This is a genomic window from Acidisarcina sp. (assembly GCA_035539175.1).
Classification (GTDB): Bacteria; Acidobacteriota; Terriglobia; order Terriglobales; family Acidobacteriaceae; genus JANXZS01.
In genome coordinates this window covers 81,425-94,798 of the sequence record DATLIY010000006.1, presented here as the reverse complement: position 1 = coordinate 94,798, position 13,374 = coordinate 81,425, and the positions used below count along the sequence as shown (strand labels likewise).

Here is a 13,374-nt window from a genome sequence, read left to right as displayed (position 1 = left end):
AATAACCTCGTCGAAGAATTCGCAAACCGGGTGCTCAGCATCATTGCTTAAACAACCAAGTGCGAATGGGTGGCGCGAGCACGGAAGCCCGCATGACCAGCTCCCCACAAAAATAACGAATCGTAAACTAGCTGCGTCGAGCATCATGGAAGCATACGGATTCGGCGCAAGGGATACGGAGTTTGTATATGGCATACAGGGATTTACGCGAATTTCTCAGCGTCCTGGAAAAGAATGGGCAATTGCTCAGGATCACAGATCCTGTTCTACCCGAGCCTGACCTCGGCTCTGCCGCGTGTGCTGGAACGAAACTGGGCGACCAATCGCCCGCGCTGTTTTTCGAGAACATCAAGGGCTATAAGACGGCGAAGGTTGCGATGAACGTGCACGCGTCCTGGCCCAATCATGCACTCGCAATCGGTATGCCCAAGGACACGCCTCTCAAGGAACAGTTCTTTGAGTTCGTGAGGAGATACCAGACCTATCCAGGAACGATCGAGAAGCGTACCGACGCGCCATGGAAGGAAGTTGTCGTCGATAAGGACATCAACCTGTACGACCTGATGCCTCTTCTCCGCATTAATAGCGGCGATGGCGGTTTTTATATCGACAAGGCAACGGTCGTGTCGCGCGATCTCGACGACTGGGACAACGTAGACACGCAGAATTGCGGAATGTACCGGCTCGAAGTAAAGGGGCGCAATCGGATTGGCATTCAGCCTGTTCCGGAACATGACATCGCGATTCACCTTGCGCGAGCAGAAGAGCAAGGCAAGGATCTGCCAGTTGCGATCTGCCTCGGCAACGATCCGCTGATGAGCATTGTCTCCGGCATGCCGATCCTGTACAACCAGTCGGAATACAAGATGGCGAGCGCTTTGCAAGGTGCTCCATATCCGGTTACCACAACCGAGTTGAAGGGCCTCGATGCGCCCTGGGGATCCGAGTTCGTCCTCGAAGGAAAGATTCTTTCCAGGGTAAGAGAGGCCGAAGGACCATTCGGCGAGTTTACCGGTCACTATTCCGGAGGGCGCCGCATGCCCGTGATCGAGATCGAGCGAGTCTCGCACCGCAAGAACCCGATCTTCGAACACCTCTACCTGGGCATGCCCTGGACAGAGATCGACTACCTGCTTGGCATTAATACTGGAGCTCCGCTCTACGTGCAACTCAAGGAGACCTTCCCGGAGGTTGTCTCCGTCAATGCTCTTTATACGCATGGGCTAGTGGTGATCGTCTCCACCAAGCGGCGCTTTGGAGGATTCGCCAAGTCGGTCGGCCTGCGCGTATTGTCCACTCCACACGGGATGGGCTATGCCAAGGTCGTCATCGTTGTGGATGAGACGGTCGATCCCTACAATCTCCCGCAGGTGATGTGGGCAATTTCAACCAAATTCAATCCGCAGTTTGATCTCGTTGTCCTTCCAGGCATGCCCGTGCTTTCGTTAGATCCAGGATCGGATCCAGAGGGGATGACCTACAAGATGGTGATCGATGCGACGACTCCCCTTCCGCCTGAGACTCACGGTCATTACAGCCAGGAGCTTCGCGATCCATCCGGCACCCAGGAATGGATGAAGAAGATAACCGACATGATTGCTCAAAAGGGAGGTTCACGATGACCGCTGAGAAATATCCCATGTGCCCACGTTGCGAAACAGACAAGACCGAAGTGCTGACGAAATCTCCTGATCCGGGAGTGTGGGTTGTCTATCGATGCCCCGTTTGTTTCTTCGCCTGGCGATCCACGGAGCCGGACTTCATTACGGATGCTAAAAAATACAACCCCAACTTCAAATTTGCTCCGGAAGATATGGATACATTCCAGATCGTGCCAACGGTGCCGGAACTGATTAAGAAGTAGTTCGGATAAGCCCGCGGCGGGATGCGGGTGCTGGATGCGAGTGTTGAAGGATGGGTGGACTGCAGTACCATAATAAGGTCATCTATCCTTATTCGCTGGTGGCCAGCGTCGACTCAGAACATCTGAGTTGACGCGCCACTCGGCTAATTCAGAACATTCGATAGAAAGCTGCGGGGATGGTTTCTTTGAGTCTGGGGTCCACTAATGCGCAGAATTGTCTTTAAACTCTGCGCTGAGAATAGAGAGGCTTGCCTTGCTGCGCGCGATGGGGGCGCAGGTCAGAGAGGTCAGCGCGGCTGATGCACGAATTCCTCCAACTACTCAGCCGAAACCGCAATTACCGCTTTATGTGGATGGGCCAGATTGTCAGCGAGATTGGCGACAATTTCAACAATATCGCCGTCTTCTCATTGGCCATGGCGCTCACTCATTCCGGCCTGGTCGTCACCGGAGTCCTGTTAGCCCGTGCAGTTCCCGCCATCACGATGGGCCCGCTCGCAGGTGTGCTGCTGGACCGGTTCGACCGCAAGCGAATCATGATTGCCAGCGATCTGATGCGGGCACTGGTCGCACTCGGCTTTATTTTTGCTCTCACGTCGCACCGCATCTGGGTGCTGTATCTCTTCAGCGCTCTGCTCATGGTCGCGTCGCCCTTCTTCACGGCGGGTCGTTCGGCAATCCTGCCGACAATCGCCAACCCGGAAGAGATCCACACCGCCAACTCGCTGACTCAGACTACGCAGTGGATGACGCTCACAATCGGAACCTTTCTGGGCGCCACCGTCGTCGCCATCGGATACAAGTGGGCTTTCGTTTTCAATGCCGGCTCGTTTGTCTTTTCCGCCTGGTGCATCTGGCACCTGTGCGCACCGGATGCATCCGGTTTTCGTGCGAAGAACAAGGTGCTGGCTGAAGAAGAGGTGATCCGCCCCTGGCACGAATACCGCGAGGGCCTTCGTTACATGCGCTCCGTGCCACTTGTGCTGGCCATCGCATTGCTCGCTGTTGGTTGGGCCACCGGCGGCGGCGCGGCGCAGATTCTCTTCACGCTCTTTGGCGAGGTAGTCTTCAATCGCGGAGCTTCAGGCATTGGGATCATCTGGGGCTGTGCCGGCCTGGGCCTGCTGGCCGGAGGAGCACTGGCGAACTGGCTCGGCAGGCGGCTTTCCTTCAACGCCTACAAGCTCACCGTCTTTATCGACTATGTCGTTCACGGAGGCGCGTATGTTCTCTTTAGCCGTGCGCAACGATTCGATATGGCCCTGCTCTTCATCTTCGTTTCGCGCAGTGGCATAGCCGTGAACTCTGTTCTGAATTATTCGTATCTCCTGCGCACCGTCGCCGACCGATATCGTGGACGCGTCTTCGCTACCATCGAGACGCTGACCTGGACCATGATGATGATATCGATGATGGGAGCCGGAATCGCTTCCACACGCTACAGCCCGCGGTCGATCGGCATAGTTGCGGGATTGCTCAGTTCCACCACCGCAATCTTTTGGGGCTGGGCAAACTGGACCGGACGCCTTCCTCTTCCCACTATGGAAGCGTCAAAGGATCCAATGGCGAAGGCGCCTCCAGACCCTGCCATTTAAGCGATGCATTCGCTGGAAATGGTTGCATGCGAGGAACAAATGCCGAACCACTTAGCGAGAAATACCGCAGGATTCGTGTCAGGAGTTGGCATTGCTCTTGCGTTAAACGTCTGCGGAATCGGCCTCCTGCTGCTCTCGCAGCATCTCTTTCCCGCTCTGGGGAAGGGACAAGTGCCCTGGCCTGCCTGGTTTCTGGTCTTTGCCGTGCCGGAAGCAACTTCCCTGCTCGCTACCGTGGCTCTGTGGCAGAAGAAAAGACCATTCGCGCTTGGCATCCTGCTGTGGGCGATCGCGATGGGGACACACTTCACGATGCATGTCGCAAGTCATTGGAGCGGCAGATAACCAGGCCAGCATATACCCACGCAACTCCTCAAACACAAAAGTGCGGCTTCCTAAAATACAAAAGGCGGGGCCTCCAATGAAGGATAGCCGCGCCTGAGATTCCAGTTAATTGTAGTGGTTGTAAAACTAGTGTGCTGTCCGTCCCGCAACGCTGAGTTCGCCATCTCCCGCCACATCCGGAATGAGCACGTGGAGCGCGTGCAGACTAGCATCATAGGTTGTCTTCAGCGACGTTGCAGTGTTCCCGAATCTGGCATCCGCCTGCGCCGAGGGCCAGTCGTAGATCACCACTTCGATACTCTTCCACCAGGGCGCATACCCTCCCTGTCGGCTACCGAAGCTGACGCGCAGATTATTTCCGTCGCTCCTGCAGGTAAAGGCCTGACGCAGGAAATCGCCATGCTGGTAACGCAGCGTGTGCCCGTCGTCCAGGTAGAGAGAGCCGCTGCACTGCGGCCCAGGATACACGCGAAGCTCCAGCGGCCCAACCGGGGTCTCGTCGGTGCTCTGCACCAGGGGCTGAAGCGGAAGGATGCTGCCCTCTCGTACATAGACGGGCAGAGTCTCCAAAACGGGGTGAATCGTCGGAGGCGGAACAGACTTTTCGCTCTTCCCTGCTGCCTCCTCGGTCACCTCTTCGGCGAAGGATGGCCCCGGCGCAGGAGCGGACTTCTTTGCCCCTGTCCAAAAGTCGTACCACTGACCCTTTGGCAACGAAACCGTGTAGTCATCGAGCGTCTCCGCAAACGGCGGTGGAGCAACCAGCAGGCTGGGTCCAAGCAGAAACTCCGTGTCCAGTGCGTCGAATGAAGGAGCATGCGGAGCAAAGACCTCCGGGAACTCAAGGAACACAGGGCGCACCAGGGGCAGGCCGGTACGCGAGGCTTCGTCTGCCAGGGTATAGATATACGGCAGCAGCCGATAGCGCGTCTCAATGTAGCGGCGGCGGATGTCCTCGTGCTTTGGTCCGTGGACCCACACTTCCTGCGGCAAAGAGCCAAGCGTCGTGTGATCGCGGTACAGCGGATTGAAGGCACCCACTTCAATCCAGCGAGTCAGCAGGTTCGGTTCCGGCGAGCCGTTGAATCCGCCAATGTCATCGCCCACAAAGGAGATGCCGCTGATGCCAAGATTCATTATCATCTGCGTGGCAAGGCGAAGATGGTTCCATGTAGCGGAGTTGTCTCCCGTCCAGGTGAAGCCATAGCGTTGACCACCGGCGAAGGTAGCCCGCGTGAGAACAAAGGGACGCTCCTCTGGGCGCAACTTGAGAAGACCCTCATAGGTCGCGCGGGCGTTCTCCAGTCCCACAATGTTGTGAATCTCCGCGTGAGTGGCGGTGCGCGTAGCGAAGCCCGGCTCCTGAATCCGATGCACGGTATTCAGAGGCATGGTCTTGCCTGGGCCGTCGAAGACAGAGGGCTCGTTCATGTCGTTCCAGAATCCTGCAACGCCATCCTGAACGAATTGTTTGTAGAGGCCACCCCACCATTCGCGCGTCTGTGCGCGAGTGAAGTCAGGAAAGACCGCTGGCCCCGGCCACACCACGCCAACGAACTCCGTTCCATCGGGATTCTTTACAAAATGATCGCCCGCATGGCCCGTGTCATAGGGCGCATATCCCTGGTTTACTGCGTGCGCGATATGCAGATCGGTAATCGTCACCAGGTGAAAGTGTTGCTTTTGGAGATCGGAAACCAGCCCCGGAAAGTTCGGAAAGCGCCCTGGATCCACCGTGAAGGGGCGATTCTTGTACTGATAGTCGATATCGAGGTACACCACATCGGATGGAATCTTGTCCGCACGCAGACGGTCGGCAACACTGCGCAGCTCGGACTCGGGGCTATAGCTATAGCGGGACTGCTGGAAGCCCAGCGACCATAGTGGAGGTAGCGGTGGTTTCCCGGTCAGGTACGCATAGCCCTCGACAACCTGCTTGGGTGCTGGTCCGTAGAGCAGGTAGTAGTCGAGCGGGCCGCCCTCCGCGCCGAAGGCATACGCGTCCCGCGCCTGTTTGCCAAAGTCAATCCAGGTACGCCACGTATTGTCGAGAAAGATGCCATAGCTGCGTCCACCGCTGATGCCGAGAAAGAAAGGAATGCTCTTGTAAAGAGGATCGGTAGACTCCTGCGGGCCAACGTCAGTGTTCCAGAGTGTAAAGGCCTGCGCCCTGCGATCGAAGGATCCGGACTTATCGCCCAGGCCGAAGAAGTGCTCATCGGCAGGCATCTCCTTATAGACCGAGAAGCCGCCCAGGTTGAACTCAGTGGGGCGCCCAACCGCATCGGCGGAGATGATGTTGCCGGCAAGATCACGAATGACCAGACGCAGCGGCTTGCGTTCCACCCGAACATCCAGAGATGCGGTACGGAAGCCAACAGAGGCAGCATCTTCAGTGGGCTGCACCTCAATGGACTTGCCACGCACATCGGGGAGAACTGCCCACGAGGCGTCTTCCGGCAGCGCTGCGCCAGGAGCTACGCGCACGCGAAGAATGTCGTCGCGGAGAGCTGTGATGCGGATCTGTGCCGCGCCCGCCTGAATCTGTATGCCATCTCGTAGTGGTTGGGTGCTGGTGACTGCTTCGATCTCAACCCGCGGCTGGGGAGAGACAGACGCCGCGGTCTGAGCGGCTGCAAAGCTGAATATACCTGGCAAAACCAGGCACGATACAAGGAATCTGTGGCAAACGGACAGCATCATCTGAACTCACCAAACATCAATTTTCTGTTGCCCATCATGATAACAGCGCAGGCCGGAAGCCCAGCGCAAACAGTCAACCTTGCAGACGCAGATAGAATGGCTTCGTATCGGAAATAGAGATCTTCCTGCCCAGGCAAGAAGGATCATGTAGGCTTATTTGCATTGGAGGAGATACATGCAGCGGAGGGAATTTTTGAGCGCGGCCATCGGTGCTGCTGTCATGCAAACCAGCTCTTTTACTAGAGCCGCCGTCGTCGAACACCTCACAGATTCAAAGTCGACTTCGTCGGAGAATGAAGCCGGCCAGGAGCAGTCTGCTGCAGCACTCGCGGCGTTGAAGCCAATGGCAGTCGGCCTGCTCATCCAGCCCTCGCAAGGACCGGAAGCCACCATCTCACGAGTCAAGGATCTTGGGTTCTCCAACTGCTTTTTCTCCATCGACGGATATCTGGGGAAATATACCCCGTCTCTTGCGCGTCAGCTAAGCGGGTTGCTGGATAAGAATGGCGTGACCGCGACCTGTGCGGAAGTCGTGCAGCCCGGCCCGCTGGTATGGGATTTTCTCGAAGGCCCCTCCACCATCGGACTTGTCCCTCGCGCGACGCGGCAAGCGAGGATCGACGCACTGAAGCAGACCTCGGACTTCGCCAAGCTGATCGGCATCCCGCAAGTTCAGACGCATTGCGGCTTCATTCCAGAAAATCCCAAAGATCCGTTCTATGAGGAGACTGTTCTTGCCATCCGGCAAGTGGCACAGCACTGCGCCGGCAACGGACAGAATTTTTTAATGGAGACAGGACAGGAGACGCCGACCACTCTCCTGCGTGCAATCAAGGATGTCAACGTCCCAACGCTCGGCGTCGGTCTCGACACCGCCAACCTCATCCTCTATGGCAAGGCCAACCCTGTCGATGCCGTCGAGATCATCGGCAGGCACGTGAAGAGCGTGCACGCAAAGGATGGAATGTGGCCAACCGATCCGATGAAGCTCGGCGAGGAAGTGCTCATCGGCAAGGGCCGCGTCGATTTCCTGCGCGTCTTCACCCGGCTGCATGAACTTGGCTATCGCGGCGCCATCACCATTGAGCGGGAAACCTCCGGTCCGCAGCAGATCGAAGATGTAAAGCAGGAGAAGATATATCTCGAACAAATTATTGCGCAGGCTCAATCGGCTACGTATCGCGCATAAGGAGCAACCTTGGATAGAAGACAGTTCCTCAGTACCGCCGCGGCCGCGTCGGGACTTTTGATTCTCAAGCCGAAGACGGCCTTTGGATACGAAGCCAACTCCGCCGTACGCCTTGGGCTGCTGGGATGCGGCTCACGCGGAACGGCGGTGGCTACCTCGTTTGCCAACAATACGAGCGCACGCATCGTCGCGCTCGCGGACATCTTTCCCGATCAGCTCGACAAGGGCAAAGCGTATTTTGACAAACTGAATTCCTCCCTTGGCTACGCGGGCCCCGATCCATCCTTGATGTTCCGTGGCTACAAGGCTTATGAAGAGCTGGCAGCATCGAAGGGCATCGATGCGGTACAGATCTCTACGCCACCCTGGTTTCACGTCCAGCACCTGGAAGCAGTTGTCGCTGCTGGAAAACACGCCTACTGCGAGAAGCCGGTCGGCGTCGACATCGCGCAGAGCAGCCATGCGCTGGAGATCGGCAAGCGCGCCGAGGGCCGCGTGAGCGTCGATGTCGGCTTCCAACTGCGCAGCGCACCGCCTTATGTCGAGCTGGTACGGCGCATTCACGACGGTGCGCTCGGCAAGATCGTATCGATTGACGCACACTACAATGCACCCGCCTCAAAGTATCCGGACAGGCCCGGCGTCTCAGCCGATGAGCTTCGCCTGCGAAACTGGTTGTGGGATAGGCAACTCTCCGGCGACATCCTTGTCGAGCAGAACATCCACGTCATCGATATCTGCAACTGGATGCTTCAGGGCCACCCAATCAAGGCATTCGCAAGCGGAGGAAGAAACGTCCTCACCCATTTTGGCGATACGTGGGACAACTACCAGGTAGTCTTCACCTATCCAGACAATGTGCGTGTGAATTTTTCCAGCACACAATTCGGCTCGACAAACTGGTTCGATGTCTCCGAGCGCGTCTTTGGATCACTGGGCCTTTCCGAGTCTCCCTACTCCGGCCCGGTGAGAATCGTTGGCCAGAATGCATGGACATGGACCGGCGATGCTCCTCCCAAGGAGGGCAGCGAGCCCGCCGGGTTCGCCGCGAATGGCGCATTCTCAGACAACCTTGCGCACGCCGACCAGGAAAAAGATCGCGGCTTCATCCAAAGCATCGTCTCAGGCCACTTCCACAATCAGATTGCAACCGGAGTGGAGAGCGCCCACAGCGCCATGCTGGGACGTATGGCTGGGCGGCTGGGCCGTGAAGTCACATGGGAGGAATTCCTGGCTCATGACGAGGTATACCAGGTAAAGATCGAAATGACGCAGTTTCGATAAGCGTCATTTCGCAAGCTACATCCGAATGCCTGGTGCGGTCCTTCAGCAGGAGGATTCGCATCGGGCATTCGTTCGAGAGCCACAATTCAGAGATACCGCAAAGCCACTATCCCGCGGCAGGTGCCGGCGGAATCGTCTCTTTGCAACCCGATTGGATCGAGCGGTTCGCATAGGTCGCAGCGATCGCCGCTCGATATCCCACGTGCACATCCGCAATCGGTGCCTTCTTCTCCCGCACGCACTCGATGAAAGACTGGCAGGCAAGCTGCGTTGGATCGTCTCCGTTCGCCGAGCCGAGCGGGGTGCCCTTTCCACGGTAGGGCATCTCGCCCCCTGCGCGGAACGAAGCGCCTGTGGTCACGCCATGCTGCATCACCTCTGACTGTGGACTGACGGGGTGAACGGGCCGCGGCTCGTAATAGAACGTTGCATCCTGCAGCGTAAGTTGCAGGCTGCCGTTGGTTCCGTAGATCCAGATTTGCTCACCCACCAGGCTATTACTCGTCATCGACGTGAAGGTAAGCCGCCGGCCTTCGGAGTAGCCGAAGACAACCTGGACGTTGTCGTCCACTTCCCTGCCATCGTGATACACGGCTATGCTGCCTGTACCCATCACGTCCGTGGGTTGCTCGCCAAACACCCAGTTGGCCAGGTCGATGTGATGTGAACCCAGCTCTGTCAGCAGTCCTCCCGAGTACTCCTTGTAAAGACGCCAATTGATCAGCCGCTCATCCTTTGGATCCGCCACCGGTCGCCGCCAATCGTTATTCCGATTCCAGTACGCAACTACCTGGGTCACGCGGCCAATCTGCAAATCCCGCGCACGGCTTACCGCATCCTGAAACCATGCCGCATAACGGTACTGATGGCCTACCTGGAAGATCTTCCCGCTTTGTTGCACCGTCTGCAGGATCGATTGCGAATCCTCTGCGGTGAATCCCATCGACTTCTCGCCATAGACGGCCCGCCCGCTATTGAGAGCGGCCTTTACGTGCTCCGCGTGAAGATACAGCGGCGTCGCCACAACGATGGCGTCCAGATCCTTGCGTTCGAGCAACTGGCGATAATCTTTGTATCGAGGAACAGCGCTCCCCACCAGTTGATCGACCTCCGCGAATCGCGGCTCGTAGATATCGCAAGCCGCGGTAATACCCACCCCCGGAGTACGTAACAGCTTCCGCATCAATTCCTGTCCGCGGCTTCCCGGACCGATCACTCCCACTGAAACCGTGTCACTTGGAGCAAGACTCTTCTCCAGGCTTTGTGCGAATACGGGTGTCATGCCAGAGGCCATTACAGAGGCCGACGCTCCGCGAAGAAAACTTCTGCGATTCATGGTGCTTCCTTTCTGGGTATCTTCGCTGCCGTGTGGTGGCAGACGTCACCGTCCAAAGAATCATTCCAACGAATAGAGGTGCAGTGTTCCACATGTGTATGGCCCGACAACAAAAGTGCCGAGGCTTGCGGCATGTCGTTCAGCAAGCGCTCGCTGGCTTCCGGCCCAAGTACGAACAGGGAGGAGGACAGAGCATCGCTCGCCGTCGCCGATGGATGAATGGCCGTCGTCTGCACCATGTTCTCTATCGGCCTTAGCGTGTGCGGATCCATGATGTGGCAGTACCTGTGCCCTTCCAGCACGAAAAACTTCTCGCTGCACGCAGAGGTTGACAATGAAGTATCCCGCAACAGAACTGTCGAGATCGGCCGCTGCTTGTCTTCCGGGTTGGGAACCTGTACCTTCCAGCCACGCTCGCCCGGAGGTGCGCCAATGGCATAGATGGTGCTTCCCCCTGCGGAGATCAACGCTGCGCTAACGTGTTGCGCCCGCAGCAAATCCACCATCCGGTCCACAACATAGCCCTTGCCGATGCCGCCGGGATCGAGTTCAACGCCATTGACATTAAAGCGCACACTCCGCTGCTGCGGATTCAGGATCACCTTCTGCCATCCAACCTGTCTTCCTGTCTCGGCCAGCTCAGCTTCACTGGGAACATGGCCGCTCGCTCGAAAGAATCCCCAGGCCTTCATCAGCCTTCCCACAGTGATGTCGAATGCGCCCCCGGTGCGCGCACTCCAGTCCAGTGATGTAGCCAGAAAGCTGAAGGTCTCGCGGTCCGTCACCACCGGTCCCTGTGCGGCTTCGCGATTGATGCGCGAGAGCTCGCTCGATGGACGATAGTTACTCAGCAGCTCGTCCACCCGGTCCACTTCATCAAACGCTGCCTCGGCCAAAGTGCGCGCCGCTTGCTCGGAGGGCGCATAGAGATAGATCGAAAAGATGGTCCCCATCGCGGGATGTGTCTCCAGAAAGACCTGTTGTGCAGGCGCTGGAGGCTTCAGTTCACTCGCGCTGGCAGCACATGCTGTCACAACCAGGGCCGCGAACAGGCACGGAAACACGCGTCGGATATTCTGGCGATCTTTCATCTGTAGAGGAAAACTCTGCCAGCCAGACTATCAGGACATCATGGAAGTAGTCATAACTTATGCTGGTGGGAGGGCTCAGGCCTACATGGAGGGGAGGCGCACGGAGGGTTCTCCCCGCATGGGCACCCACAGGGCAGGGCTATATATACCTTGCGAATGCCGTGTTTTGCGAGTGCGGAAACCTACTTCACCATCGCTGTTTCTGCCGCCGGTTCTGTCGCCGATTCTGTACGCCGCACGCGGAACTCATCCCCAATATCCGCCATAGCCTTGGCATCCAGAAACTCAGCAGCCAGCGGAAACACGGCCTTCTCTTCGGCCTCGATGTGTTCGGCGTAGATGAGTTCGAGCGTGCGGCAATCGGATGTGAGCAGGTCCTGCTGCAGAGGCGTTAAAAACCCTTCCGCAATCCAAAGCCCAAAGAGGCGGTCCACCTCGTTGTGAAGACCACTGGTCAGATGGTGCTGACTCTCCAGGCGCGCAATCTTCTCCAGGCTGTGAGGCCCGGCAAAAGCCCGCAAGCGCGGAAAGAGCGAATCTTCCTCATCGGCGTTATGCCGCGGCCCAGACTTCTGAAAGTAGCGCCTCGATACCTCAACGGCGGACGCCTCTTCCGGGGTCAGCCTGCGTCCGGCAGCCGTGGAGGCTACGCGCGAAAGAATACCTAAAAACTTCTCGATCCTTCGATGGCAATCTTTGAGCAAACCAATGGGATCGTCAAAACCGCTATCCAGCTTTGCTCCAATCTGTACCGCCATTCTTTTACCCCTCTCTTCTGCCTTGCGTCCACGATAGATTGCCACGATCGGCCCGGCTACGACTTTGGTCACTCCTCGCTAGCCGCGGAAGGGAAGCGGATTCCCCGATCCGACCCGTGCCGCTCAGAACCCGAGGCTGGGAGTCTAGAAGCAGAGATGCAGCCATGGCAAGAAAATGTTTCTGCGAAATTCACGAGACAAAAGGCTTTTTAGCAGACAAAGCATGCGGTTGCTCCATCAATGCGTTACCACTCCTGCGGTCGCCTGTCGGCTCGAAGCCTCTGGAGGAAACAGCGCAGTCTCGCCCTCGGCGAGTATGCGGATGGAATCGCGCAGCCCTGCGCGGGCAGCGGCCTCCCGCAGCCTCCGTGGAGGCTCGTCCATGGGCTCACGCGACAGACGAAACGTTCCATAGTGCATCGGGATCATCCAGCGCGAGCCGAGGTCGATGAAGCCCTGCAGCGCGTCTTCGGGGCTGGTGTGAACGGTGCGAAAACTTTCCGGGTGATACGCGCCGATAGGCAGCAAAGCAATCTTCGGAGCAAGACGCCGGCCAATCTCCGCAAATCCGTGAAAGTATGCGGTATCTCCCGAGTGATACAGCGAATGCGCTTCATTGCGGAGCACATATCCGCCAAAGCCCCGGTCAGTATCGCGAAAGAAGCGTGCTCCCCAGTGCTTCGATGGGGTGCGCGTAATCTCCAGCCCGGCAAGCGTCTTTGTCTGCCAAAGCTCCATCGTCTCCACCCGCGCAAAGCCCAGATCGTTCACCAGGTCATCCACACCCACCGGAACAACCGCGACCGGCGCATGCCCGTGACGCTCACGCTCATTCCTCAGAACCATCCGCAGGGAGCTCCGGTTCAGGTGATCCATATGTGCATGCGTCAGCAGCACCAGATCGATGCGCGGCAGATCCCGAACCAGGACGCCAGGGTGTCGCAACCGGCGCAGAAGCACCAGGCGCGAGGTAAACACAGGATCGATCAGCAGGTTATGGCCACCGATATGCAGCAGGAAGGAGGAATGCCCGATGAAAGTCACACCCAGATCGTCAGGACTTGCCGGCAGGATAGGCTTGCGGGGAACTCCGCTGATGGGGTGAAAGGCGGATTCACGAGCGAGCCTGCCGAACTGGCCCAACTTGTTCAACACAGCGGCGGTGCCTGCAGGAAGCTTCATAGGCTTCTACGATAGATGCGCCGGGCA

General features: G+C 57.6%; 11 protein-coding genes. 6 read left to right on the top strand and 5 right to left on the bottom strand.

The features are described 5' to 3' along the window. The first annotated feature begins 188 nt into the window (after nucleotides 1–188). The 4 genes from VM554_02245 to VM554_02230 all read left to right on the top strand — a co-directional run bounded on the left by VM554_02245 (nucleotide 189) and on the right by VM554_02230 (nucleotide 3,804). A complete protein-coding gene (locus VM554_02245) occupies nucleotides 189–1,622 on the top strand; it encodes a non-oxidative hydroxyarylic acid decarboxylases subunit C (protein ID HVJ07180.1) in 1,434 nt (477 codons plus the stop codon). Further along, a complete protein-coding gene (locus tag VM554_02240) occupies nucleotides 1,619–1,864 on the top strand; it encodes a non-oxidative hydroxyarylic acid decarboxylases subunit D (GenBank protein HVJ07179.1) in 246 nt (81 codons plus the stop codon). Before VM554_02245 ends, VM554_02240 begins: the two co-directional genes overlap by 4 nt. Nucleotides 1,865–2,163: 299 nt before the next feature. Then, on the top strand, nucleotides 2,164–3,459 hold the full coding sequence (locus VM554_02235; protein HVJ07178.1) for an MFS transporter: 1,296 nt from the start codon (nucleotides 2,164–2,166) through the stop codon (nucleotides 3,457–3,459). Nucleotides 3,460–3,498: 39 nt separating this feature from the next. Further along, nucleotides 3,499–3,804 (top strand): hypothetical protein, encoded by a 306-nt coding sequence (locus tag VM554_02230; protein ID HVJ07177.1) that lies wholly within the window; start codon nucleotides 3,499–3,501, stop codon nucleotides 3,802–3,804. 126 nt (nucleotides 3,805–3,930) lie between these two features. Here VM554_02230 and VM554_02225 read toward each other — a convergent pair whose 3' ends face one another. Beyond that, nucleotides 3,931–6,462: a TIM-barrel domain-containing protein gene (locus VM554_02225; protein HVJ07176.1), complete on the bottom strand. Its 2,532-nt coding sequence runs from the start codon at nucleotides 6,460–6,462 to the stop codon at nucleotides 3,931–3,933. A 220-nt stretch (nucleotides 6,463–6,682) separates the two neighbouring features. Here VM554_02225 and VM554_02220 point away from each other — a divergent pair, with 220 nt between their 5' ends. Both VM554_02220 and VM554_02215 read left to right on the top strand, forming a co-directional pair. Beyond that, nucleotides 6,683–7,696: a sugar phosphate isomerase/epimerase family protein gene (locus VM554_02220; GenBank protein HVJ07175.1), complete on the top strand. Its 1,014-nt coding sequence runs from the start codon at nucleotides 6,683–6,685 to the stop codon at nucleotides 7,694–7,696. Between the two features lie 9 nt (nucleotides 7,697–7,705). After that, nucleotides 7,706–8,980, top strand: a complete 1,275-nt coding sequence (locus VM554_02215) for a Gfo/Idh/MocA family oxidoreductase (protein ID HVJ07174.1) — start codon at nucleotides 7,706–7,708, stop codon at nucleotides 8,978–8,980. A 106-nt stretch (nucleotides 8,981–9,086) separates the two neighbouring features. Here VM554_02215 and VM554_02210 read toward each other — a convergent pair whose 3' ends face one another. From VM554_02210 to VM554_02195, 4 genes are all read right to left on the bottom strand, one after another. Further along, nucleotides 9,087–10,316 carry a Gfo/Idh/MocA family oxidoreductase gene (locus tag VM554_02210; protein ID HVJ07173.1) on the bottom strand — a complete coding sequence of 410 codons (1,230 nt, stop codon included), beginning with the start codon at nucleotides 10,314–10,316 and terminating at the stop codon, nucleotides 9,087–9,089. After that, a complete protein-coding gene (locus tag VM554_02205; GenBank protein HVJ07172.1) occupies nucleotides 10,313–11,407 on the bottom strand; it encodes an FAD:protein FMN transferase in 1,095 nt (364 codons plus the stop codon). Before VM554_02205 ends, VM554_02210 begins: the two co-directional genes overlap by 4 nt. Before the next feature lie 182 nt (nucleotides 11,408–11,589). Next, nucleotides 11,590–12,237: a hemerythrin domain-containing protein gene (locus VM554_02200; protein HVJ07171.1), complete on the bottom strand. Its 648-nt coding sequence runs from the start codon at nucleotides 12,235–12,237 to the stop codon at nucleotides 11,590–11,592. A 165-nt stretch (nucleotides 12,238–12,402) separates the two neighbouring features. Further along, a complete protein-coding gene (locus tag VM554_02195; protein HVJ07170.1) occupies nucleotides 12,403–13,347 on the bottom strand; it encodes an MBL fold metallo-hydrolase in 945 nt (314 codons plus the stop codon). Nucleotides 13,348–13,374 lie beyond the last annotated feature (27 nt).